Annotated in this window: 21 protein-coding genes and 1 pseudogene; 14 read left to right on the top strand and 8 right to left on the bottom strand. The window is 39.4% G+C overall.

Going from position 1 to position 25,828, the window contains the following annotated elements:
- Positions 1 to 660: 660 nt before the first annotated feature.
- Positions 661 to 1,488 (top strand): exodeoxyribonuclease III, encoded by an 828-nt coding sequence (locus H5R88_RS04400; protein ID WP_182577878.1) that lies wholly within the window; start codon positions 661 to 663, stop codon positions 1,486 to 1,488.
- 51 nt (positions 1,489 to 1,539) lie between these two features.
- Here the strand turns inward: H5R88_RS04400 and H5R88_RS04395 are convergent, their stop codons facing one another.
- Together H5R88_RS04395 and H5R88_RS04390 are read right to left on the bottom strand one after the other, a co-directional pair.
- On the bottom strand, positions 1,540 to 2,019 hold the full coding sequence (locus H5R88_RS04395) for a hypothetical protein (protein ID WP_182577877.1): 480 nt from the start codon (positions 2,017 to 2,019) through the stop codon (positions 1,540 to 1,542).
- A 400-nt stretch (positions 2,020 to 2,419) separates the two neighbouring features.
- Positions 2,420 to 3,400, bottom strand: coding sequence for a polyprenyl synthetase family protein (locus H5R88_RS04390; protein ID WP_182600357.1), 981 nt, complete (start codon positions 3,398 to 3,400; stop codon positions 2,420 to 2,422).
- 80 nt (positions 3,401 to 3,480) lie between these two features.
- On the opposite strand from H5R88_RS04390, the gene H5R88_RS04385 reads away from it, so the two are divergent.
- Positions 3,481 to 4,380, top strand: coding sequence for a prenyltransferase (locus H5R88_RS04385; RefSeq protein ID WP_182600356.1), 900 nt, complete (start codon positions 3,481 to 3,483; stop codon positions 4,378 to 4,380).
- 36 nt (positions 4,381 to 4,416) lie between these two features.
- Here the strand turns inward: H5R88_RS04385 and ubiE are convergent, their stop codons facing one another.
- Together ubiE and H5R88_RS04375 are read right to left on the bottom strand one after the other, a co-directional pair.
- Positions 4,417 to 5,118, bottom strand: coding sequence for a bifunctional demethylmenaquinone methyltransferase/2-methoxy-6-polyprenyl-1,4-benzoquinol methylase UbiE (gene ubiE / locus H5R88_RS04380; protein ID WP_182600355.1), 702 nt, complete (start codon positions 5,116 to 5,118; stop codon positions 4,417 to 4,419).
- Between the two features lie 21 nt (positions 5,119 to 5,139).
- Positions 5,140 to 6,363, bottom strand: coding sequence for an MFS transporter (locus H5R88_RS04375; protein WP_505187747.1), 1,224 nt, complete (start codon positions 6,361 to 6,363; stop codon positions 5,140 to 5,142).
- Positions 6,364 to 6,526: 163 nt separating this feature from the next.
- Between H5R88_RS04375 and H5R88_RS04370 the strand changes: the two genes are divergently transcribed.
- The 5 genes from H5R88_RS04370 (at position 6,527) to H5R88_RS04350 (ending at position 14,529) form a co-directional block, all read left to right on the top strand.
- Positions 6,527 to 7,378 carry a metallophosphoesterase family protein gene (locus H5R88_RS04370; protein WP_182577872.1) on the top strand — a complete coding sequence of 284 codons (852 nt, stop codon included), beginning with the start codon at positions 6,527 to 6,529 and terminating at the stop codon, positions 7,376 to 7,378.
- Between the two features lie 151 nt (positions 7,379 to 7,529).
- Positions 7,530 to 7,799, top strand: a complete 270-nt coding sequence (gene rpsN, locus H5R88_RS04365; RefSeq protein WP_182577871.1) for a 30S ribosomal protein S14 — start codon at positions 7,530 to 7,532, stop codon at positions 7,797 to 7,799.
- Positions 7,800 to 8,020: 221 nt separating this feature from the next.
- A complete protein-coding gene (locus H5R88_RS04360; RefSeq protein WP_182600354.1) occupies positions 8,021 to 8,713 on the top strand; it encodes a hypothetical protein in 693 nt (230 codons plus the stop codon).
- Between the two features lie 159 nt (positions 8,714 to 8,872).
- Positions 8,873 to 9,436 carry a peroxiredoxin gene (locus tag H5R88_RS04355; RefSeq protein WP_182600353.1) on the top strand — a complete coding sequence of 188 codons (564 nt, stop codon included), beginning with the start codon at positions 8,873 to 8,875 and terminating at the stop codon, positions 9,434 to 9,436.
- Positions 9,437 to 9,882: 446 nt separating this feature from the next.
- On the top strand, positions 9,883 to 14,529 hold the full coding sequence (locus H5R88_RS04350; protein WP_182600352.1) for a mucin-binding protein: 4,647 nt from the start codon (positions 9,883 to 9,885) through the stop codon (positions 14,527 to 14,529).
- Between the two features lie 426 nt (positions 14,530 to 14,955).
- Here the strand turns inward: H5R88_RS04350 and H5R88_RS04345 are convergent, their stop codons facing one another.
- Together H5R88_RS04345 and H5R88_RS04340 are read right to left on the bottom strand one after the other, a co-directional pair.
- The gene (locus H5R88_RS04345) at positions 14,956 to 15,966 is read right to left on the bottom strand and encodes a sugar transferase (RefSeq protein ID WP_182600351.1); all 1,011 of its coding nucleotides are present in this window, start codon (positions 15,964 to 15,966) and stop codon (positions 14,956 to 14,958) included.
- Positions 15,967 to 16,153: 187 nt separating this feature from the next.
- Positions 16,154 to 17,557: a C69 family dipeptidase gene (locus H5R88_RS04340; protein WP_182600350.1), complete on the bottom strand. Its 1,404-nt coding sequence runs from the start codon at positions 17,555 to 17,557 to the stop codon at positions 16,154 to 16,156.
- Between the two features lie 137 nt (positions 17,558 to 17,694).
- Here H5R88_RS04340 and H5R88_RS04335 point away from each other — a divergent pair, with 137 nt between their 5' ends.
- From H5R88_RS04335 to H5R88_RS04320, 4 genes and pseudogenes are all read left to right on the top strand, one after another.
- Entirely contained in the window at positions 17,695 to 19,524 is a 1,830-nt protein-coding gene (locus H5R88_RS04335; RefSeq protein WP_182600349.1) for a monovalent cation:proton antiporter family protein, read from the top strand.
- 82 nt (positions 19,525 to 19,606) lie between these two features.
- Complete coding sequence (gene thmT, locus H5R88_RS04330; RefSeq protein WP_003663508.1) at positions 19,607 to 19,792, top strand: 2-hydroxymuconate tautomerase; 186 nt, start codon at positions 19,607 to 19,609, stop codon at positions 19,790 to 19,792.
- 130 nt (positions 19,793 to 19,922) lie between these two features.
- Complete coding sequence (gene glpK / locus H5R88_RS04325) at positions 19,923 to 21,425, top strand: glycerol kinase GlpK (protein ID WP_182600348.1); 1,503 nt, start codon at positions 19,923 to 19,925, stop codon at positions 21,423 to 21,425.
- Positions 21,426 to 21,478: 53 nt separating this feature from the next.
- Positions 21,479 to 21,981: pseudogene (locus H5R88_RS04320) on the top strand (hypothetical protein).
- Between the two features lie 185 nt (positions 21,982 to 22,166).
- Here H5R88_RS04320 and H5R88_RS04315 read toward each other — a convergent pair.
- Both H5R88_RS04315 and H5R88_RS04310 read right to left on the bottom strand, forming a co-directional pair.
- A complete protein-coding gene (locus tag H5R88_RS04315; protein ID WP_182600347.1) occupies positions 22,167 to 22,403 on the bottom strand; it encodes a hypothetical protein in 237 nt (78 codons plus the stop codon).
- Between the two features lie 9 nt (positions 22,404 to 22,412).
- Positions 22,413 to 22,988 carry a sigma-70 RNA polymerase sigma factor region 4 domain-containing protein gene (locus H5R88_RS04310; protein WP_182600346.1) on the bottom strand — a complete coding sequence of 192 codons (576 nt, stop codon included), beginning with the start codon at positions 22,986 to 22,988 and terminating at the stop codon, positions 22,413 to 22,415.
- Between the two features lie 215 nt (positions 22,989 to 23,203).
- On the opposite strand from H5R88_RS04310, the gene H5R88_RS04305 reads away from it, so the two are divergent.
- The 3 genes from H5R88_RS04305 to H5R88_RS04295 all read left to right on the top strand — a co-directional run bounded on the left by H5R88_RS04305 (position 23,204) and on the right by H5R88_RS04295 (position 25,822).
- The gene (locus tag H5R88_RS04305; protein ID WP_182577861.1) at positions 23,204 to 23,926 is read left to right on the top strand and encodes a hypothetical protein; all 723 of its coding nucleotides are present in this window, start codon (positions 23,204 to 23,206) and stop codon (positions 23,924 to 23,926) included.
- Between the two features lie 121 nt (positions 23,927 to 24,047).
- On the top strand, positions 24,048 to 24,446 hold the full coding sequence (locus H5R88_RS04300; RefSeq protein WP_182600345.1) for a winged helix-turn-helix transcriptional regulator: 399 nt from the start codon (positions 24,048 to 24,050) through the stop codon (positions 24,444 to 24,446).
- 377 nt (positions 24,447 to 24,823) lie between these two features.
- Positions 24,824 to 25,822 (top strand): LCP family protein, encoded by a 999-nt coding sequence (locus tag H5R88_RS04295; protein WP_182600344.1) that lies wholly within the window; start codon positions 24,824 to 24,826, stop codon positions 25,820 to 25,822.
- Positions 25,823 to 25,828 lie beyond the last annotated feature (6 nt).

Here is a 25,828-nt window from a genome sequence, read left to right as displayed (position 1 = left end):
GAACGTACTGGTAAGGCTACTCGTATCGCTGAACGTCGTCGCGACAACTAGTAGTGCAGAACCCTTGTGTATCAAGGGTTCTTTTTTTGTTTTAAATTTATTTTTCGAGAAAAAGAAAGAGGCGTGAAACACTCAAAAAACGTTTGTTAGCAAAATTAAAGTTTATCGAGCTTTGGCGCCTCTTTTTTTATTGTTATTTAAGTAACGTGCAAATAAATTTCTTTAGTAATTTGGCCGTCATCGTGACCAACTCTTTTTTACAGGTCAAAGCAAACTAAGCAGGGACGATTCGGTAATTGGTTAAGTCCATTTATTTCACTTATTTTGCTTAGAAATAATTACAATAGCGGCGATTAATAAAGACTGTTAAGAAGGCTTACGTTAAATTTTCTTATTGCACAGCCGGTTCTTTTACATTATAGTTAAGACTAGAATTATCGCTTGATGTGTAGTGATGTGGTGATGAATGATGAAATGGGGGTACATAAACATAGGCGTAACTACCGCTTAGCGACAGTATTGGTGACTTGATTAGTAAGCATTGACTATTAACAGATACTTACCGTAGCTTAACATGAAGTTTCCAAACCCAAACTGCCGGTACCGAGGATTCATCAAAGAAAGCAACCTTAAATCAAGAAATAAAAAGGAGAAGTAACTGTGAAATTTATTTCGTGGAATATTGATTCAATTAATGCAGCCTTAACTGGAACCTCAGTACGGGCTGGTGAAACGCGGGAAGTCTTGAAAAAGATTGCAGCGATGAAGCCAGATGTCATCGCCATTCAAGAGACCAAGCTATCAAAAAATGGGCCAACTAAGAAGCATTTGACGGTTTTACAAGAATTATTCCCCAATTATGAAGTGGCATGGCGAAGTTCCGTTGAGCCAGCACGGAAGGGGTATGCCGGGACCATGTACCTTTATTTAGACCAGTATGAACCGAAAGTAACTTATCCTAAAATTAATGCACCAGAACCAATGGATGATGAAGGAAGAATTATTACTCTCGAATTTCCGGATTTTTATGTTACCGAAGTATATACGCCAAATTCTGGTAATGGACTTAAGCGTCTAGATGAGCGGCAAACATGGGATGATTGTTACCGAGACTATCTACATGGACTTGACCAGCAAAAACCAGTAATTGCCAGTGGCGATTTTAATGTTGCCCATGAAGAGATTGATTTAGCTCATCCAGCGACTAACCATCATTCAGCTGGCTTTACTGATGAGGAACGTACACATTTCTCAAAATTATTAGCTACCGGATTTACCGATAGTTTTCGACACCTCCATCCTGATGAAAAGGATGTTTATTCCTGGTGGGCCCAACGAGTAATTACTAGTAAACAAAATAACTCTGGCTGGAGAATTGATTACTGGTTAGTCAGTGACCGGCTTGCCGATAAGATTACAGAAGCGGGGATGATCGATAGTGGAGAACGCCGAGATCATACACCAATTATTTTAGAGCTTGATCTTTAAATGAAAATAAGAGATTTGGAACATCAACTTTGCTCCAAATCTCTTATTTTGTTATTTATCCCAAATAATATGGTGATTATCATTCTTGGCAGTGTGGCCAATTACCTTTCCATTTAAGTAAATAGTAGTTGGGCAACCCTTTTGAATGTCTTTTTCAGATAATTTCTTAAGGTCATTGTCTGCTAATGTGCCATACACACCATTTTGCAAGTCTTGAATCAAAAGGGAACGCCGAGCTTTAGATAATTGATAAATGTCATCATTAACATCAATTTTAATCTTGTTATCTCGGGAGTAGGTAATATCTTTGATTGAAGAAAAGCCTTTGAAGGTTTTATCATTCTGTTCATACTGTTGACAGTTACCTAAATAATCAGCAATATAACGGTTTGCTAAGTCGTTTTTTTCCTTTGACATATCAGCCGCATAGGCAACAGTTGTTGATTGAAAAAGGGTAGTACTAAGTCCTGTACTAGTTCCAACAGTAATACCAGCAAGAGCGAGGATAAGGCCCTTGGAAACTTTATTCATAATGTAAATCTCCTTCTTTATTAAATCTAACCCTCTTAATTATGATCATTTTAAGGGAAATAAACAAGGAAAAAATAATATAAGAAGGTTATTATTTATTGTAAGCGATATCATTAACAACTTGTCAACACAATTATTAATGTTTTTGCAAATTTCATTCTTGGTTAAGGAATCAATAAAGTCAGAAATAACAAAATGGTAAAATTCAGTAAGCTATTCATTTTATCCCTAATATGGGAAAGGATAACCAATTATTGCCAGTAGAATTTAAAAAGGGTTACAGTAATCTTTTGACTAGCGAGTTACCTGAAACAATACTTGATTCATAAAATGCAGAGATCTTAGTTCAAAAATAAAAAAGGTAAGGCCAAGAAATAAAACTTTCTTAGTCTTACCTGCTTTAATTTACCCTCGTCAATAACTTATTTGCTACCAACTTTAACATCTTTCGGGTATGCTTATCTGCTACTTTATCGATTTCAGTTTGGGCCTTTTGTGTAAACTTAGTAGCAATTTCTTGTGCCTGCTTAACACCACCATGAGTGACAACAACCTTTTGGACTTTTTCCATATCTTCAATTGTCATTTGGCGTTTTTTGGCAAGTAATGGAGCTAATTCATGTCGATGATTTTGCAACGTTAAAAGAAGGGGAAGGGAGTAAACACCAGTTGCTAGATCTTCTAACACAGGCTTGTTAAGGCGTTCATCACCCGAATAATCAAGGATATCATCCAATATCTGGAAACTGATCCCGATGTTTTGCCCAATCCGTTTTGCTAAGTTGATGGTCCGACGATCGGCATGACCAAAATAGGCTCCTTCTTCAGCCGCAAGACTAAAGATGGCAGCCGTTTTGCCATTTACATTGCGATAATAATCGAGTAATGATTGATCGAGATCAAAGCGATTATCCATCTGTCCCAGTTCTCCAGTAAGAATCTTTCTCATTATCCGGGCGTTTCGTGTCAGATAGGGAGACGCGGTCATTGTTTCTACGAGGAGGTCAAAGAAGATAGTAAAAAGAAAGTCCCCAGTATAGACAGCCGTATCTTTACCAAAGGCGGCTTGGATACTGATGGTTCCGCGACGCTTAGGTGAATCATCAATAATATCGTCATGGATCAAAGTGGCCATGTGTAAAACCTCAAGTGAAGAAGCAATTTTAATTAATTTTTCTTGTTCATCTACAGTTTGATGATTGATATTTGCAAATAAAAGGAAGAATGCTGGACGAAGATATTTACCACCATTTGAAGCCATCTGTTGGAGGGCATCGTGTAATTGGGGATTTTTAATTGTAATCCGGTCATTAATTGTTTGATGTACTCTATCCAGGGTATTATTAATCGCCGGAGAGGTATAGAAAAAATGTTGTTTCATTAATCGATAATTCCTTTGTTATGGTGTACCATCTATATTGTACCGAACAACTAAGGAATTATGAAAGGAAAATTTACTAAATGTCATTAAATGTTTTTTTGGAATTAGTAGAAATTAAGGCCAAAACTGCCAGTATCCTACCGATGCTCCTCGGGGTTTGCCTTAGTACCTATTATTATCATTCGCTAAACTTGCTAAATTCAGTTCTGTTTTTCATTGCGATGCTATTATTCAATATGGCAGTTGATATGATGGACAATTATAATGACTATAATCATGCCATTGATACCGTTGATTATAAGAAAAATACAAATATTATTGGGCGGGAAAATATTTCTCCGCGTTTGGTTCTTGGCCTTTTGCTTACCTTTAGTGTGATGGCGGGTTTAATCGGAATTTATTTAGTTACCCGGGTTGGCCTTCCGCTACTATGGATGGGAATCTTTTGCTTTGCGATCGGCATCCTTTACTCTTCTGGTCCCTTCCCTTTGTCAGGCTTGCCAGTTGGTGAATTTGCTTCAGGATTTACAATGGGGTTCATGATTACTCTTATTTCTGTCTTTATTAATGTTGGCCCGCAATTTACGTGGTCCTGGTCAAACATCGGGGTTGTCTTTCTCGTTGCTTTACCGGATGAATTATGGATTTCCAACCTATTATTAGCAAATAATATTTGTGATGAGGGTGAAGATGAAGATAATCATCGTCATACAGTTATTCACTTTATTGGGCAGAAAAATGGGTTATATGCATTTGCTATTAAGAATGTTTTGGCGTTTTTGGCTATTATTTTCGCCGTGGTTCTGCATTTCGTACCATGGACAGTCCTGCTAACCTTATTGATCATCCCATTTGTTGTTAAGCAAACGCGGATGTTATTTGCTAAACAAGTTAAGAAAGAAACTTTTCCATGTGCAGTTAAGATACTATTAATTGGCTCACTGGTTCAAGTCGTAACGTTTGCAATTGGATTGATTTAAAAAATCGGGTTCTGAATTTTTCAGGCCCGATTTTTTCTACTTATTTCCAAAATGTAATGCGGCTGCGCCAAAGTTTAAAGGTTGGTAATGAACTTCCTTAAATCCAGCAGCTTTCATCATTCGTGCTAATTGATGAGCAGAGACAAATTGTTGACTTGTCTTTTTTAAGTATTGGTAATCCCGATAATTTCCACCGGCAATGGATGCCATTACGGGAAAAATATTAAAATAAGCTTTCCACCCAAATTTAACCATGGGATTAGTTGGTTGCGACATTTCAAGACTAGCAAACTGACCGCCTGGTTTTAAAACTCGATAAATTTCGCTTAATGCTTGGTCGGCATCTGGGACATTACGAAGTCCAAAACCAATTGTGACAATATCAAAGGTGTTATCATCAAAGGGAAGGTGCATTGCATCCCCTTGTACTAATACCAAGTTACCAATCATTTTTGTTTTTTCAAAAGCAAGTTTGAGCATCTTGTGATTAAAATCGATTCCGGTAATGCGCCCATTAGGAATCCGCTTAGCCAACTCAATGGCCAGGTCACTGGTTCCACAACAAACGTCTAAGGCATTTGCAGTTGCTTTAACTTGTAATTGGTTAACCATTTTATGACGCCATAATTTTTGGGTGCCAAGGCTAATGACATTATTTAGTAAGTCATAGTGGGGGGCAACCCGGGAAAATAGGGCATTTACCTGATGTTCATTTAGTAATTTATTTGTTTTAACCATAGCCATCTCTTTTCGTTTTGATTATTTTGTTATTTGCTTTTTAGGTTTGACAAGCATTACGAGAACAAAGTTGATTAGGAGAGTCAAAGCGGTAATAATAAAGACCATTTGGTAACTTGAGATCCCTGAAATAAAGGAACCAAGAATGGATCCTAGGACTGCCCCTGCTGCTTGAAACGATTGATTATAACTAAAAATTCGACCAAATGCTTCAGTTGGAACGTCAAGCGTAAGGACGGTTTGCGTGGCAGGCATAAGGGCGGCATTTGCTAAGCCGAGAAGAAAACGCCAAAACGCAAGGGCCCATGGTGAATGGGTAAAGGTCATAGGGATAAAAAGAATAAAAGCCGTTATGATCCCTATGCGTAATACCCGTTCAGGGCCAATTTGGTCCATAGTATGACCAACCTTTGAGGCAGCAATTAATGTTCCTAAGCCTGGAGTGGCCGCAACAATCCCAGCGACAAAGGCAATATTACCATGTCCTCCCATGAGTTGACGGACGTATAAACTGATAATTGGGTCAATTGACATGGTTGAAGATGTAACAATCATTGTAGTTAAAAACATTACAATGATTAGGGGGGGATTTTCAAGATTATGCATAATCTCTTTCATTGGTTTCATAGCTTCTTTTTTAATTGGCGTAAAGTGTTCAACCGTAAGTAACCATGTCCCTAGAAAGACACAAAACATTAAGCCACCAGTAATAAAAAATGGTATGCGATAACCAAAGATTCCAGATAAGAATCCTCCTAATAAAGGACCAACAAGGTTACCCGCCACTCCCGCGGTGGTCATTGCTGACATTACCCAGCCTGAACGGTTATGTGGTGTTTCACCAGCAATTAATGCCGTAGCGTTATTAATATAACCGGAGAAAACCCCTTGTAAGAATCGCAAGCCAATGATCATCCACGCACTTTGGGAGAGCCCAATTGTAAAAATTGTACAGGCCATGACCCCTGAAGCACGCATACACATTAGTTTTCGTCCTTTTTGATCGGCTAGGTTCCCCCAAAAAGGAGAAACAATTGCTTGGCTGATGAAGGTCGCACCAAATGCTAAACCTGAATAGACATTTAATTGAAAGCGGGTAAAATTACCTAGTTCAGCAATGAATAATGAAATAAACGGCATCGTCATTGAATAGCCCATCCCAGTAATGAATGCACCCAGCCAAAGCATATAGAAAGTTCGGTGCCAACCGTGAGGAAATTTTCCTCTTGCGACTTCCGAATTCATTTTGAATACCATCTCCTAAAGTTAAATTCTTATACACAAGGACCTATTATAACAAAATTAGAAATGATCTTCTGTTTTTAGTTGAAAGGCTTAAAATATTTTTACTATCCTGTTGACAAAATTTGCTATATTATTAATGAGGTAATGAAAGGGGATATCGTCGGTGAAAAAGAGGATTGCAGTCTTTTCAGATGTTCATGGGAATTTAACTGCCCTACAAGCAATGTATCGAGATAGTATTCAACAGCATGCGGATGAATACTGGTTTATTGGTGACCTATTGATGCCGGGGCCAAGTGTTCAAGAAATTTGGCATATTTTGCAAACAATGGCTCCTACTGTTCTGGTCCGTGGAAATTGGGATGACTTGGTAGTAAGGGGCGCGCGCGGAATGATGGATACAACAAGACCATCCCATATTTACTTTGCGCGTTTAGCCCAATACGTTGCCGAACATGCGTCTACAGGGATGATTGATGAGCTCGCAAGTTGGCCAATGCACGTCACAAAACGGGTTGGGGCTCTTAATTTTGGCATTTCCCATAATTTACCGTGGCTTAATATGGGCCAGGATCTATTTCCAACGCAGGCAACTACAAATTTTGATAAGTTATTTAATGTTGCCGGTGAACCTGTTGATATCGCTATTTATGCCCATGTTCATCACGACTTATTACGATATGGTAGTGATGAGCGGATGATTCTTAACCCAGGAGCCGTTGGGGAACCATTCAACCATTGGCGACCCCTACAACGGGACTTACGTGCTCATTACTTAATGATTGAAGTTGATGATATTGGCCTTGCCGAGACTAGTTTTCGGCATGTTACTTATCATCGTGATCAAGAGAAATGGCTTGCTAATAATAGTGATCTTCCGTATCGAGAACTTTATCAAAAAATGATGGTGACTGGTCGTGCTTATACTCATGACGATGATCTATTAACTAAGTATAATGATCAGTACCAGTATGCTGCTGATTACCATCGTTATGCCCAAAAAATAAATGGTTAAGAAAAGTCAAAAAATTAGTGCAAAATCCTTGTATTTTTTGTAAGTATCAGCGATAATATTAACACGAAATGAGTTCGCAGATGTTTTAATTTTAAGCAGTAATAATGTAGTAGACTAAGTTTTTAATATCATAAAAAAGGAGAACTACTGAATGGCAAAAAAGTCAAAAATTGCTAAATTACATCACCAAGAAGCTTTAGTAAAGAAGTACGCAGCAAAACGTAAAGAGTTAAAGGCAAAGGGCGACTATATTGGCTTATCTAAGCTCCCTCGTAACTCAAGTGCGGTTCGTCTTCATAATCGTGACCGTTATGATGGGCGTCCTCATGCTTACATGCGTAAATTCGGAATGTCACGGATTAAGTTCCGTGAACTTGCACATAAGGGACAGATTCCGGGTGTTCGTAAAGCTAGTTGGTAAAATATAAACTGGGAAATTTTCCTAGTTTTTTTGTTTTAAATACAATCGTGAAATTAGTGGAAATATCGCCTAATTATTGTTAAATTTTGCTAAGTAATTAGGCGATTTTAAGTAAAAATTTAATGATATTACAAAAAAATTCGTTTTTTTCGCTTCGCTTGTGGTTAATAACTGCTATACTATGATTAGTATGACGAGTAAAATCGGGCGGTGGAAATACAATGAACGAAAAAATAGTTTTTGATCAACTAAATAAAGATGTTGCTGATCAGGTGCATATTAGACAAACATATAAGTACTTTAATGGTACTGAGCGTTCTAAAGGACTTTATGATGCGGCAATCAAAATGGGGGAAGAAGTTCTTCAAGAACACAAAGAAGGACATAATGAACCTCAGGCAATGGTTGATCTAGTTGATCAAGCGATTTATAATTCACGGAAAGCACTAAATGGCCAACAAACTGATAAGCATTCTCTTCACATGCAATTGGCTCGTGCCGGTCAATTCTTACGTGGTCAGGAATTTACTGGTTTACCGATTAAGACCCAGCAATATTGGGAACGTGAGGTTGCCAAGGCACATAATATTGAAGTGGCTTCAAATACTGATCAGACTTTAGCTAATCAAACGGCAATTAAGGTGGCTACGATGTTCGATACGATGGAGCAAATGCGTCCTCAGTTAATGAAGGAAGCAGCACAACAACGGGCTGCACGGGCTAAAAGAGCAATTGCGGCACGAGAGAAAGCTGAAAAAGAACGTCAAAAACGCGAAGCAATTTTGGAAAAGCAAAAAGCATTGGCTGAACAGGCTGCTAAGGAACACAAAAAAGAAGAAAAGAAGTCTCACAAACAGAAAAAAACTGGTGGATTACGTGGCTTCTGGTCGTTTCTTGGTTTTCATAAGAGTTAAAAATCTTAATATTAAAAAGCTGGAAAACAATTACTTGGTTACGTAGGTAATTATCTTCCAGCTTTTTTAGAATAATTATAAATTTACTTGCAATTCAAAGTAAAAAGATTATACTTAAGATGTAGTTAAGAATGATTCTAAATAGAGGAGAGGATCCAGATGAATTTTGTTGGTCACGAAATTGAAGATTTTCAAGTAAATGCTTATCAGGATGGACAGATCACTACAGTTACCAAGCAAGATGTGGTAGGTAAGTGGGGGATCTTCTTCTTTTATCCTGCTGACTTTTCCTTTGTTTGTCCGACAGAATTAGAGGCTTTACAGGATCGGTATAGTGACTTTAAGAGTGCTAATGCGGATATTTACTCTGTTTCTGAAGATACGGAATTTGTTCATAAAGCATGGGCACAAGCATCAGCCAAAATTGGGAAGATTAAGTACCCGATGCTTGCGGATCCCGCTGGTAAATTGGCACGGATGTTTGATGTTCTTGATGAAAATGCAGGTCAAGCATATCGTGGTGTCTTCATTGTTGATCCAGATGGAGTTATTCAATCTTACACAATTAATAATATGGGAATTGGGCGAAATGCAGATGAAATTTTACGAACTCTCCAAGCTGCTCAATTTGTTCGTGAACATGGTGATCAGGTTTGTCCAGTTAACTGGAAACCCGGTCAAGATGCTATTAAGCCGAGCCTTGACTTAGTTGGTAAGCTTTAAACTGATAAGTAGCTATATCAAGGTGGTCGGTGAGTTTTTTGGCTAAGTTGAGTATTATTGATTAATAAATTTACGGGATAAATTTTTAGTATCATTAAGAACGCTTATATTTTATTAAGGGATTACTAAAAAAGCAGAGTTTCTATTATTGCCATTTCATTTAAGGCATAGTAGGGACTTTGCTTTTTTGGTATAAAATAATTTCCTTTATTTCTGAACTTAGCTTATTAATATTAATTTCATTTATCAACTTGTAATTATAATTGGTTTGTTCTATCATATTTGTTGATTGGTCTATAATTAATATTCAATGATTGATTATAATTAAAATTATTCTAAGAATACTTACTTAACGTGCTTTTTGATTGACCAATAATTAAATATTTATTACTAAGTTAATCAGGGAAACTATGCTGATTAATTTAGGTATTGGGAGGAGTTTTATATTGACTTCAAAAAATAATCAAGCTGAGCGCCTGGCTAAACGAATGCCCTTAACTCAGCGCTTTGCATTACGCAAATTAAGTGTGGGAGTTGCTTCAGTCTTATTAGGGACAGGTATTGCTATGGGGCTTAATGGTAAAGTGGCTCATGCTGATGTCTCGAATGGTCAGGCAGCGTCGGTGGATACAAGCTCCTCAGCTTTAACGTCTACATCTACTTCAAATTTGACCACCTTATCTGCTAGTAAAGCAGCCGATAATACCCAGGTCGCTGCTCCAGCTGTATCTGACGAGGTCAAGGCAACTGCACCAATTGATGATACTGCTTATACCGTGACTAATGTTAATGCCAGTTCCGAACAAGGTAATGGAACTGACCGAACGGGGCAAACCAATTTATCATTTGACCTTAACCTTGACATTGCTAATCATGATATTAAGGCCGGTGATTATCTTAATGTTTCAATGGGGATTCCGTATCAATTAACTGCAAATGGTCAACCTTACACGTTGTCTTATGGTGGAACTGCCAGTCAACAAATGCCAATTAATATTACTTATCAAACAACTACGGGGCAAAACTTTACATCAGTTATTGGCTATATGCATCCCGTTACTGGTAAAGGTGATCGTTCTTATGCAATCTCATATCATAAGTCACCAATTAGTGATCCCCAAAACGTAGATTGGCAAGCAGCAACTAATAATAATGGCCTAGGAAGTAATGGTAATGGTGGCTCCAATGATTCATACCAAATTATCTTTAATGATGAGTTGGAAAAGATTAAGGCGGCTTACGGCAATGCTAATCTTTCGCTTGCAAAAATTCATTTTGATTTAACTTGGCATAATATTACTGGTTTTGACCTTAATGAAGCACCACTTGATACGCGGTACTTCCATTTGTATTCTAGTACTGCTACCCAATCAGCTTTTCTAGAGCCGCAAAATGATATCCAAATTGGAGATGAACATTTCACTAGTGGTTTTAAAATTCCGATAGAAGCTAAAGGAGAGTTAAAGGATAATCTTAATCAAGATATTAGTCCTGAAAGTGAAAGTGAGTATGCTGCTCATACTTGGTACTATGATCTGCAAACTCAGAAATGGTTTTATGGCTTTGAACCACTCCGGTATCCTGATCATGTAGAAGCGGTTGGACTGGCCAACCAAAATAAGGCCGGAACTAAGCTGGGAAATAGTTTTACGATTACGGTAACGAAACCGGCTCCTAATGATTATGTTAACTATCAATTTATCAGTGATAGTGATGTTAAGGATGCCCTGGAAAAGAGCATTGTTGTTAATGCAGAAATTTATAACTTAGATCCCGTAACTGGTGCTCCCGATACCTATGTTACCCGAGAAATGATATCTGCCTTTTATCCTGCAATTGATGTTAGAAGTACAGATTCTCCTGATGGACTAACAAGAGTCTACCAAATCACAATTGAAGGAGATTACCAGGGATTTAGAAAGGATCGGGGAATTGGCCTAATAAGCTGGCAACCTAAGGACTTAAATGGCGTATTACCACCAGCTAATATTACTAGTCCTAATGATGATCCTATGGAAACTAAAAATTATTATGATGGTGTTACATTACAGAATACGGGCCTCCAAACTTTCCTTGAAGATCATCCATGGAAGATAACGATCACCAATAATCAGGGCCAAGAACTGCTTAATCAGGATGCTGGTTATTATCTTCCCCTTTATATTTACCGTGATAGTGTGACAAGTAATAGTGGCCTGCTAACAGGAACAATTAATAACGTTAATAATCAACAAGTTCACGAAACGATTCATTATGTATATCAGGATACTGGTAAAGAGGCTGCACCAACCTATACGGCTACGCTAGGCTTTGCACAGATTAACGAAAACGGGACGTGGCAAGCTTGGACTCCTACTAGTGATACCTTTAAGAAGGTAGTTATTCCAGAAATTGCTGGTTTTCGGGCAGTTGACCAGGATGGTAAGGCAGTAAATGCCATTGATACGATGGTAGTTAGTCATAATTCACCAGATATTGATATTACCATTTACTACGTTCCCGCTTGGAATCGATTGCAAACTGACACTAAGAAAGTAACGCGGACTATTTCTTATTATGATAAGAATACTGGGGAGCCACTTCCTGTTACGGACGCTGCTCCAGTTAAACAAATCGTTACATTTACACGACAAGCAATCATTGATGGACCAACTAATAAGGTTGTCGGTTATACATTTGATGGGAAAAAGGATAATAATGGCAATTATATCATTGAAGAAACGGTGGCTGATAAAGCCTGGAAAAAGGATTCGGGTGATTGGGCCGCTTCTGTAAATCCGGTTTTAACGTCCCAAGGCTATGACTTAGCAGAAAATGAACAAGGACAATTATATCCAAAGGTAGCGGCGGACACCCCCACTGCCTTATCTAAGGATCAGCAAATAAAGGTTTATTATCCGGAAAAGGTAACGACGACGGATGAACAGGCACTGATAACCCGCACCATCAATTATGTATATGCGAATGGCCCCCACCAAGGAACAAGTGCTGCGCCTCAGCAGTCGCAACAGGTTACTTTCACTCGTCAGAAGAGCGTTAATCTGGTAACAAAAGCAACTAAGTACGGTGATTGGTCAACCGATAATGATCGATTTGCGGCGGTTAATTCACCAGCTATTGATTATTATGTGGCCGATCAAGAAGTTGTCCCAGCTTTACAGGTTAAGCCTGATGACTCCAATGTTTCCGTAACGGTTAATTATACGACTACGCCGAATGATGTTACGTATTCAGTGATTGATGATACTAACGGTAAAACTTTAGTAAATCATCAATTATTAACAAGTGGTTTTGCTGATGAGCAATTACCAGCAGATACAATTGATGCTTACGAGGCAGTTATTAAGCATTATCAGGATCTGGGATACACGATTGTTAGTCAGGATAAACTGCCAACACTTTTCAAGCATGAAAACCAAAATGTGGTGGTACACGTCTTATTGCAAAATAGTCTGCAACCAGAATGGCAAACCACAACCCGCACCATCACTTATTATGATCGCTCTACCGGAAAGCAAATTATGATTGATGGGGTTACTGAACCGGTAATGCAACGGGCTGTCTTTGTTCGCCAGGGCATTGTGGACGCAGATCACCAACTTCTTGGTTATACTCTTAATGGCAAAAAGGATAATAATGGAAACTATATTGTTGAAATTCCACTAGGGGATGCTGATGAGGCATGGCAATTGGCAGGCGGTGGCTGGCCAGCTTCACCAAATCCGGATCTACAAAAATATGGTTATAATGCTCCCGAAGATGAAGAGGGTGAACCATATCCGATGGTTTCAGCAGGTCACCCAACGGCATTAGTACCAAATCAAAGTATTAAAGTGTATTATCAACCACGGATTGAATCAAGCAACGAGCAGAGTCAAGCAATGCGGATAATTCACTATGTTTATGCTAATGGCCCACAAAAAGGTAAAATGGTTGCCCCAGATGTTCAACAAGTTGTAACTTGGAGTCGTGAAGATCAAACCAATGAAGTTACTAAAGCAGTTACTAGTGGTGATTGGCAACCATTAAAATCAGAAACGATTGTAAATGGTAAAACAGTAGTAGAGAATGATTCAACTAGTTTTGCTGCCGTTGATTCTCCGCTCATTAAAGGTTATACTCCTGATCAGGCTATTGTAGCGGACCTCCTGGCAATGCGTGGATCTCAACCAATTGAAGTGACCGTTAATTATTCGACGGAACCTCACCAAATTACTTATTCAGTAATTGACGATACGACGAATCTAACGTTGATTAATCACGCCCAGCTGGGGACTGGTTATGCTGGTGAATCCTTGCCACTAGCAATGGATAAAAATTACCAAGACGTTGATACTCACTACCAACAATTAGGTTATAAAGTTGTTAGTCAAGAACCATTACCAACTACCTTTGCTGATCATGATTTAAATGTGGTTATTCATCTAGCTCATGGTACCAAGTCGGTTAGTGGTCAGCGAACAGTTAATGAAGATATTCAATATCAATTCATTGACGGGGGAATTGCTGCGCCAACTTACCACGCAACCCCAATTACCTTTACTCGTAATGGAGTAACCGATCTTGTAACTGGTAATACTAGTTGGCAGGCATGGAAACCGGTTAATGATTACTTCACTCCGGTTGATTCTCCAATTATTGATGGTTACACAACCGCCACTCCGAAAATTGGTGAACAAATGGTAACGGCGGATAGTCAAGACCTTCATTTTATTGTCTTATATTCTAAGGTTAAGGTACCGGTTATACCTCAACCAACACCTGAAAAACCAGTTACACCCCAACCAGTTCCTGAAAAGCCGACTACTCCACATACCCCAGGTAGTACGCCAACTGTCCCATCAACATCACCAACTTCCGGTGTAACGAATCATGAAACTAATCCCACTAAGGTTCAGCCAAGTACTTCATCAAGAGCCGATTCAATTTCAACACCGGCAGTAAGTGAAAAGCCAATGCATACGGCGAATGCTTCGGCACAGAAATTACCACAAACTGGTAACCAACACCAGGGATTCTGGCAGACCGTCCTCGGTATCTTTCTTGGATTATTTGGAATTAGTTTTGGTAAGCGACGAAAGAAGACTAATTAAATCATCTAAATCGATAATAATTTGATAAAAAGCACAAATACTCACTAAGTAAGTTAAATTAACTTATACTTCATGGGTAATTGTTAACGGCTCTTCGTCAAGAAGTACTAATGAAAAATAAAATAATTTTACTAAGCAGCTTGTGCCTGGACTTTGGCATGAGCTGTTTGTTTATTTCTCCAGTTTATTGCGATATAGGTATTTGGTAATGCAAGAAGAATTCTAATTCGGAAATTAAAGAAATTACGAAAGCCATAAGCAGGGTACAGTACTCTTAAAATTGTAAAGCCGCTTTTTGTACTAACATTTATTTTAAAGGAAAACGGAGTTAAATGAACTTCGAAAATTTCATCTAACTCCGCGTATTATTAAAGACTTATTTTACGACTCTACTTAGAGGATTATAAGCCAATATATAGCTATTATTTATTCATACCTAACCTTAAATACAGCTTCGGTCAAAGCTTTCTTAGTAAAATACCCTTCTCTAATAAGTTTTGCAAAAGATTCTACATTCTTAACCATTTGGTTATATTCATCATTAGATATTTGTAAAACTTTTTCTTGGGCTTCTTCTAAACTATCGGCAATGATACCTATATTTTTACGTTCAATTGTTCCTTTTTCTGCAGTTTCACTATTAATAATTATAGGAATTCCGCTCGCCAAATAAGTACTGGTTTTAAATGATGCGTTCATCTTCATGTATTCAGCAGTATAAGGCTCCTCTGACCAAATTAATCCAAAGCCACCAGTAGTACGTAACGTGTCAAGGAGTACTGAATCAGATTTCCAACCCGTTAATTCAAGATTTTGTTCTGGAAAAGACTTTTGTGGGTTAGCAAAAACTTGAAGCTTAATATTAGGATTATGCCAATGTTTAATAAGATCGAATTTTTGTGGATCTCCCGCAAAATTAATTACTTTATTATTTTTGGGGGTGACAGAATAATTTAGGCTATCAACAGGATGATCCCAAAAATGTTGAATAACGTGTGGTTTTTCTTTTAAGCCATGTTGCCGTAAAAACTGATATAATTTTTCTGAAGAAATAATTAAGGTATCTGCTTGATTATAATATTTAATAAATTGTGGAAGAAGATACCTATTTGATTCAAACATTAAAGGAACAATATCATGAATAAAAATAATTTTTTTAATATCTGGATAAATATTGAGATGATCAATAAAAGCTTGATCCCATTCAATTGAATTCCAACTCGGTGATTGAATGATTACTGTATCTCCATACGCTAAAGAAGCAACAATTCCATCAAATCGTGCATTACGTTCTTGTAGAGGTTCTTCTCCCCATTGATACACATAAATACCTAATTCATTCATTCCTAAGTTTTGGCAACCAATTTTGGCAACCATTTGTTGAGCAGCTGTTGCTGTACCGCCCAAACCATATAAATTTGTAATATGTACTGTCATATATTATCCTCCCTATCGTTCGGTATTTTACTTTAAAAAGGGCCTTTGATCAAGACCCCTTATTAAAGTGTCCTTTTCCACTTAATTTGGCAAAAGAATCAACATCCTTCATCAAAAATACCTGGCATCAGTATTGAAAGTTAAGTACCAATATTAATACCAGGTATTTTTTAAACCATTTTATTCGCTATAGATTTTCATCCGTATTGAAATTTAATTCGCAATAATCAGTCATTTTGGTAATCAATTCAAGACTTAATTTTTTATACGCATTCAATGTATCAGTCGCAAAATCATTACTTTGGCGGGTTAAGAAGGTTGATCGTGCTTCTCCTTTGAGGCTGGGGAGGCGACGATCAGTTTCCGCAATCATCTTAATAGCTGCGGTATTTCGTTCCTTTTGTACGTCCCGTAATAATGGTAAAAAGTCGTGTAGGTGGCTATCAACTAAGACACTGGCATGTTTGAAAATCCAGTAGGCAGAGTTAAGCTGAGCGGGGAGCTTTCCTCGTTTATAAGGAGCAGGGGTATCAGTGATTCCGTTGAAGAATGGCACATAGGTACTTTCCGCCGCAACCCCCATGGCTAACCAGTGGATATTGGCACCCGGTCGGTTAGTTTGTAAAATGTGTGACTCTTGGGTTTTGGCGAGACTTATTGGCCGGTATTTATGGGCATCTTTACCGTGACCAAGCGGATCAAATTCAGTTCCCTCATAGTGATTACTAAGATAGGCTTGGGCATCAAAGATTGATAATTTATGGTCCGGCTTCATGATAAATGGCAATTCGGTTGATTCTGGTGTCTCATCCGTTGCTTGTTGGGGACTAAACATTTGGTGACCAGCCCATACTCGCGGTTCAGAGTAAATAGCGTCTGATCGGTCAGCAGTCCCAAATATCTTGCGGAAGTTAAAAGTCGATGGATCAGGGTTTAAGTCATGCTCTTCCACAAACTCCTGAATTCCAGGATGAAACATAAAGTTAGCTGAATCGTTAAAGTTGATTTCTTGAATTGCCAGCTGGTTAGCGACCACGGCATAAGAATCATCAGGAATCCGTTGGGCAACCCAGTAGTGGCCAGCTCCTGTTTCAAAATACCAGGCTTCATCATTATCAGCGAATAATACTCCGTTAGTTTCGCCAGTTCCGTATTTTGCAATTAAATTTCCTAACCGTTGGACACCTTCCCGGGCCGTTTTAACATATGGTAAAACAACAGTAAGCATGGCTTCTTCATTTAATCCATTTTCAACTAGTGGGTCGTAGCCAAGAACTAATGAATTCGAATAGGCACTTTCGGTCGCACTCATTGCCACGTTGTATTCGTTAATACCGTCCTCTTCAAATAGGCCACTTTTGTCCGTCCATTCTGGCGTGGCAGTATATCGGGCGCTTTCTGCTGGTAAGTCGAGTTCTAGACGAGTATCCTTAGAGACAAAGTGGCTGGGCATCTCCCCATGTTGATGAACAACCATATGCTTAGGCCATGCAGCTTTTGCATCCTCATTTCGACCGATCATGATCGTGCCGTCGATACTGGCGTCCTTTCCAATTAATATACTTGTACATGCAGTTAATTTATTCCCCATAGATAATAAATTCTCCTTTTGTGTAATATATTAATTGTACCGCGAACCACGATTTAAGTCGATTTAGTTAGAATATTTTAATTTCAAGTTAAGAAGTATATAATATTGCTGTATAAAATAAGAAGGGAGAAGATAATGTGCAACAATTATCACTGTTAATTGTGATGTTAGCGGCGTTAATTATTCCTATTATTATGGTCCGGTTTAAGGTTTCCTCAGTACCAACCGCCGTGGCCGAAATTTTAACCGGAATTGTTATCGGTAAGAGTTTCTTAAATATTGTTAACCCCAACCCGATCCTTAATATGATGTCCTCCTTAGGGGTTATTATGTTAATGTTTTTGTCAGGAATGGAGATTAATTTTGACCTCTTCCGAAAAACACCTGGGAAAAAGCGGGATAGTAAATCACCGGTTGTCATGGCTTCCCAGGCATTTGGGCTTGTGGTTGTTACTGCCTTAGTGATTGCCATTGTAATTAGTCGCTTGCACTTATTTAATGATGTTCTTTTAGCAACGATTATTTTTTCAACGATCGCTTTAGGAGTTGTAATTGCCACCCTCAAAGAAAAAGATATTTTACAAAAGCCGGTGGGGCAAACTATCCTCCTAACCGCGGTTCTGGGGGAAGTTATCCCTATGTTGGCATTGACCTTTTATGCTTCCATTAATGGGGGAAATGCCAAGAAATTATGGTTAATTGTCCTGCTTTTCTTGGCGGCCTTTTTTCTTTTATGGCGGTTTAAGCAGACATTTGCTTGGTTTAACAAGATTTCAAAATCAACAACGCAACTTGATATTCGGTTGGCATTCTTTTTAATTTTTGCCTTAGTAACAATTGCGGAAACTGTTGGTGCGGAAAATATTCTTGGTGCCTTTTTAGCCGGAATGGTCATGAAGCTGCTGGAACCAAGCGATGCCACTGAGGACCGACTGAATTCTATTGGTTATGGCTTCTTAATTCCGTTCTTCTTCATCATGACGGGTGACCGGCTTGATTTAAAGAATTTATTCGTTAATCGTCAAGCCCTGGCCTTAATTCCGATCTTGGTCATTGGCTTTATCCTCGCAAAATTACCAACGATGCTAGTTTACCGACGTCGTTTTAAGCCTCGTAATTCGTTAGCAGGTAGTTTTTTAGTTGCAACAACGATTACCTTGGTCTTACCTACTTTACAGGTTGCCCAAAACCTCCATGCGATTACGCGTGCTCAATCAGACGCCTTTACGTTAGCGGCCGTCATTGTTTGTATCATTGCACCAATTCTTTTCAACTCAATGTACAAACTTGAAAAATCAGATCTCATCAAACAGCGGGTTAATTTTGTGGGTGCCAATACCTTAACTGTGCCAATCTCACAACAATTGTATAAGAATTGGTATGACGTGCGGATGGTTACTGATAATGAAAATAACTTTAAGACCTATAATAGTGAGGTTAAACATCTAGAATATATGCCTAAGCTTGACGCGGAATCCCTAGAAAAGGGGGGCTATTTTGATTGTGACATCATGGTCGTGGGCTTTTTAAACGATCGAAAGTCAGCCCGGCTAGCGCAGATTGCTAAAGAACATGGGGTAAAACGGGTGATTGCTAGTCAGAACAATCCGAGCCTTGATCCGAAAGATGTTGCAGCCCTTCGTAAAAAAGGCGTTGAGATTTTTAATAATTTCAACGTGCAAAGCAGTGCCTTACGGGGATTGATTGAATCGCCATCAATCCTACGAATGTTAACAGATACCGAAGCAGGCTTATTTGAAGCAACTGTCCTTAATTCGCGTTATATTGGTCGCGAGTTACACACCTTGCCGTTTATTAATCACATTACAGTTAGTCGAATTTTCCGGAACCATAAGCCAATTGACCCTCATGGCGATACAGTAATTGAGTATGGTGACCACTTGCTCTTTACTGGAGATCGGCAAGCAGCCCAAGAAGTTCGTGAAGAATTACGGCGGTCAAATTAATTTAATAATTTGACTTAAGGTAATTGCCGGGAAAGTACTCTTATGGTAAGATTTTAAATGAATTTAGAAGGAGGCACGGATTATGCCATTAGTTCATATCGACTTGATTGAAGGCCGGACCGATGAGCAATTAAAGGCTCTCGTAAAGGATGTTACAGCAGCAATTTCAAAGGATGCCAATGTTCCTGCCGAACGGGTGCATATCGTGTTGAATGAGATGCGCAAAGACCGCTATAGTGTAGCTGGTAAGATGGTCAGCGACAAGTAACAACAAGAATCGGGGAGGCAGTTCAGTCTTTGCACGGTGGCTTTTTTGTATGATTTAAAATCCATCAAGTTTCTTCCTATTATATATAGGTTGAAATTGCTCGCAATTAGCAGCGAAAGGATGAATATAATTGAGTGAACAACAATATGTCATGGCGATTGACCAGGGAACGACGAGCTCACGGGCGATTATTTTTGATCATGATGGGAACAAGGTCGCAATCAGCCAGCAGGAATTTTCCCAATACTTTCCGCAGCCAGGCTGGGTTGAACATGATCCCCTAGAGATTTGGGATAGTGTCCAATCGGTGATTTCCAACGTAATGATTAAGTCCCAGATCAAGCCCTACAAGATTGCGGCGATTGGGATTACTAACCAACGGGAAACGACGGTTATTTGGGATCGCCATACCGGTAAGCCGATTTATAACGCAATTGTTTGGCAATCGAAGCAGACCAGCAATATTGCCGAACAATTGATTAAAGAGGGATATAAGGACATGATCCATCAAAAGACCGGTTTAGTGATTGATTCGTATTTTGCGGCCACCAAGATTAAGTGGATTCTTGACCATGTCCCCGGTGCTCGGGAAAAAGCAACAAAGGGCGACCTGATGTTTGGCACTATCGATACCTGGTTACTATGGAACTTATCGGGACGGCGGGTTCACGCAACGGATGTGACCAACGCCAGCCGGACGATGCTTTTTAATATCCATACTCTTAACTGGGACCAAGATATCCTCGACTTGCTTGATATTCCGCGGTCGATTTTGCCAGAAGTGAAGCCCAGTTCTGCTATTTATGGTTATACCGGTGATTACCACTTCTATGGGGTCCAGATCCCAATTGCCGGGATTGCAGGTGACCAACAGGCGGCCCTCTTTGGTCAAGCGGCCTATGATAAGGGTTCAATCAAGAACACCTATGGGACGGGGGCTTTTATCGTTATGAATACGGGGCTAAAACCCACGCTTTCGAATAATGGCTTGTTGACGACAATTGCTTACGGGCTTGATGGGCAAACCCATTATGCGCTTGAAGGGAGTATTTTTGTTGCCGGCTCAGCAGTCCAATGGCTCCGGGATGGCCTTAAGATGTTTGAGAAGGCAGGTGAGTCAGAACAAATGGCTATCGATGCCAAGACAACAGGCGGTGTTTATGTCGTCCCAGCCTTTACGGGATTGGGCGCTCCATACTGGGATCAAGAAGTGCGGGGAGCAATGTTTGGTCTTACCCGGGGAACTGAACGGGGACATATCATTCGCGCAACCTTAGAAGCGATCGCCTATCAGACTAAAGATGTTGTCGATACGATGGTCAAGGACACCCAGTTACCCCTAACAGCACTAACGGTTAACGGGGGAGCATCACGGAACAACTTCATGATGCAGTTCCAGGCCGATATTTTACAAACGCCAATCAAGCGGGCAGCAATGGAAGAAACTACTGCGCTGGGAGCAGCCTTTCTTGCTGGATTGGCCGTTGATTTTTGGGAAGACCAGGATGAGTTACGGAAGCTATCACGGATTGGCGACCAGTTTGATCCGCAGATGGCTCCGCAAGAGGCAGCCGACTTGTATCGGGGATGGCAACGTGCCATTGCAGCTGCTCAGTTTTATGGAAAAAATTGAAAAAAACACCGAACACCATTCAACAAACCAATATAAAAGGAAAATGAGAAAAAATGAAAATGAAAACACCGGTTCAGATGACTGATGATTTGGCACAATTTATTAAGGAAAGTCGTGAAGACGTAGCCTATCCTCATGAATCACTCTATGTTGATTTATTAGAACAGTGGAAAGTTTTAAGTCGTTACCAGTTGGAATATGCTGATAAGGAAAGTAAACGCCTCTACAATGCATATTGGAATTCCATGGCGCAGTGGTATCAAGTTTTTGATAATGAACGGGACAATTTATTAGAACCGACCGCTATACCAAGCGATGATCTAATGGACTTCTATGCTGGTTTGATTGATGACCTCATGGATCATGTCCTTAATTTAGTACCCCGTCGCCTCATTCAACGATTATTAAACTAACCGACTTTCGGGTCTTATTGAGTAACGAGTTGCAAAAGATTACTCAACTTGATCTGGATATTCAAGGTCCAATTGACTTTGCAATGATCATGGATTATTGGAAGATGTTGGGGGAAAGTTTTGATCGCGAAAGTATCAAGTAAGTAGATAATGGAAAAAGGACTGTGACATAAGTCAGATTACTTCCATAAAAGATAAATAGTGTACAGTACAATAATAGGCCTCCAACGCCCGGTAAAACCGAACGTTGGAGGCCTATTATTACTTGCAGTGACTTTCAGAGACTAGTTTTGCGTCGAAAAACGAGCGATTCCTGGCTCGTCCCCTTCTAATTAAGCCAATCTTTTAAATATTCAAGCAATACCTGCGCATCCTCTTTTGTCAGCGCAAAAGTATTATCATGGCTGATATTATCAAAATCAATATTTGACACCATCACTTGCAGCTCCGGGTCGTCAGCGTTTTGATAAATGCTAAGCTCATTAACGCACTCATCATCACGATCTTCGCCATCATACTTAATATGAAGCCACTTAGCTTGGCGGTCAATTTCATGCTTTTCCACATTCTCACCTCAAAACTCTCCCTTCATTTTAGCACGAAGCCGGTGGGCACGGGTAATTACTCCGCGACGCCATTGTGAAACGGCTGCCCGACTGACACAGTACTCATCTGCAATCTGCCGGTCACTCAAATGATGATTGAGTTTGGCGATCAAGTACCGTTGTTGAACAAGGGGACAGTGGTGGTAGAGATAGTTAAGAAAATCGCTATTTTCCAAGTGAGTAAATGGCATGATAGCTGAATGGTCGACCATTGTCTCGTCGTAGTCATGATCATCTTCTTCATCATCGAGGGTGTAATTAAAGAGGAAACCTTCGAGTTGCTGTCGCCGCAACTGGTCTAGTAAACGCCAGCGCATCCGTTGGTAAGCAAAGCACATCAAGTCCCGTTCGTTTTCGACTTCATCTTTTTCCTGCAAGAAATCAGCATAGGCCTGGGCAAAGATAATTGAGGCATCTTGGACAAAATCATCATAGTCGTCCCGGCGTGGGGAAATCCCGAGGCTCTTTAATACCCCATGGACAACCGTGATCCGCTTATCGCTCATCAGAAAAGTTAAACCGTCAGAAATTTTTTTGTAATTCATTATTGAGAACATCCTTTAGAAATATTCTCAAGAGCTCTTGAGTACCGTAAACTTACCAAAAACAGAACGTCTTAGCGAACGATAAAATAGCGCAAAAGTGACCTAAAAAGGCGTTGACAGGGCAGATTTATCCCAGTATCTTAATATTCAAATTAAAAGTGAACCGTTTTACAATAAATTTTCACTTTTTTAAGATTTATTTGGAGGAGATAATTGTGGTACGTAAAACCATTGATATGAGCATGCTAGATAAATTAAAAATTGATGGGGAGGTTGCGAATTATCTGGTACAATGGGATAACACCTTGTTGCTAACGGCTTATGATCAAAATCGTACATTTGTTTTAACGATCGACGGGGAACAACTGCTTATTCGGGAACGGTTGAAAGATGTCCTTAGTCGCTTTGCACAGGCGAATCTAATTTATGAGTATGAAATGGAAGTCCATTTTGCTAAGGTGGGTTGTCAAACACGGGGGTATGTTGCTGGTCACCATCGCCTCGTGCCAACATGTGGATCATCAAACGAGCAGGTTATTTATTACATGGTTCATTTGATGGAGGGTGCTAGTGAGTTAGAAAGTGATAAGAGAGTAGAAATGATCATGAATGGCCGAAAAGGAGATAAATACCATGTTCAAATTGCTACCTCGGAGCGTACTTTTCGGCGAATTGTAAGTGCGGCTGATGAAGTTGCTCATGACCAGCTTTCCCTCTTTGAATACTGGATGTATCGCCTTGGCAAACTGAAAAGAGAAGGTCTCAAGTGGACCTACTTTGGTGACTATTGTGTTTATACGAAACTTCGTAAGCTGGCACTCGATCTCTTTATCTGCACAGTTTTACATATCCTGAATAAGGCCCATAAGAAGGTATACGGTGAAGAAACCCCAGCTGAACTTGTTAAAGAAGTAAAACGGGTGATAAATAAGTTTTAATATAAAAAATGTCATAAAAATGTACAATTAATAAACATTAGTCCGTTAACTTGTTATAATTAAAAGGGGAGGAGAAGTAGCTGAGTATTAGGTAGCTAAGTTATTAGAATGGAGCATTTTTATGACTGAAAAGAAAAATGAGTGTGGTGTAAAATACGCACTAGATGTTTTAGAAAATCGATGGCGACCACGGATTATCTTTTGGTTAGGCTTTCGGCCATTTACCATTGAGGAACTGCATCAATTGCTACCAGATTTAACCGATGTTGCTCTTAATAAAGAAATAACATCCTTGCAAAACTTGCGAATTATTAATCCAGTTGTTGATGAAGAGCATAAGTACTCATTGACTGACGATGGTAATGACTTACGAAACATGGTCGTAGCAACGAGTGTCTGGGGTCGTCAACAGATAGATGATTCGGCTAACCAAGTATCCGCGCAGATTGTTGAGCCGGAAAAAGATGCTAGTATGGCAGAGCTAATAAAGTATAACGAAGAACTTGACAAGTATATGTAAAAAGGAGCGTCCACGGGGGAATTCCCTGACGCTCCTTTTTGTATTTTTTGAGATTTAGATTTGTAACTAAAATGAAACAAGCAAAAATTGATGACGATCAACCTTTATCATTTAGCTGTTAAAAAGCTGATCTGGTTACAAAAAAAGCAATAACGAACTTAATAATTTGAAAGCTGTTATGAAATCTGTTCTTGACTATTGATGTTATATTCCTAATAATGTATTAAGTGATTATAAATTTAATTGACTAATAACTGATATTAAAAAGTTTGCAACTCGTTATTTACCATTTGTTAGTGTAGGTTTCCAGTAATGTAACTTGTTGCACTAGTGGATTTTTTGATTACGGTATTAGTCAAAAATGGGAGAAGTTTTTTATGGCAGACGAAAATAATCGACCCTTGAATAATGATGAAGACAGCATGCAACGGGAACATCACCATCATCACCACAAACATCATCGGCGTCACCGGGGATGGAAAATTTTCTGGTCGGTCGTTGGTGTTTTAATATTGATTGCACTCTTCTTTGCAGGACTAGCATGGCATAACCTGAAGTCAACGACTGATGATATGTATAGTAATGCTGGTGCAACTAAGTCACGAGATGCACAAAAGATTCTCAACCAAAAGAAGCCGGTCTCGATTCTCCTCTTAGGGACTGATACCGGGGCGCTAGGACGGGATTATAAGGGGCGGACAGATACGATGATGGTAATGACCTTGAATCCGAAGACAAAAACCACCACGATTGTTAGTCTTCCCCGGGATATGAAGGTTAACTTACCAAATTACCCGCAATATTCACCAGCAAAGATCAATGCTGCTTATACCTATGGGGGAGTTAAAGAATCGATTAATACGATCCAGGACCACTTTAATATCCCAATTGACTACTATGTATTAGTTAACATGGGTGGCTTGGAAAAGGCGATCAACCAAGTCGGTGGGGTAGACGTAAAGTCGCCACTGACGTTTGATTATGAAGGTTACAGTTTTGAAAAGGGCGAGACTTACCATATGAACGGGAAGAAGGCTTTGGCATTTAGTCGGATGCGGTATGATGATCCCGATGGTGACTATGGCCGACAACAACGGCAACGGTTAGTGATTATGGCATTGCTGAAAAAGTCGGTATCTTATAAGACGGTTCTTAATCGGTCCTTCTTACGGTCGGTTTCTGATAGTTCACAAACCGATTTGACCTTTAATGATATGATGCGGTTAGCACAAAGCTATCGTGATACTAACGAACACATCGTTCAAGACCATGTACAAGGGCGCGGCCAAAATGAAGATGGTCAAGCCTTTGAAGTTGTGCCAACGAGCGAGCAGCAACGGATCACTAACTTATTGCAAAATAGTCTAAAAAATTAATACATG

This window comes from Limosilactobacillus agrestis (assembly GCF_014145585.1).
GTDB classification, from domain to species: Bacteria; Bacillota; Bacilli; order Lactobacillales; family Lactobacillaceae; genus Limosilactobacillus; species Limosilactobacillus agrestis.
The sequence above is the reverse complement of the archived record's forward strand: the minus strand, read 5'-3'. Positions and strand labels throughout refer to the sequence as shown.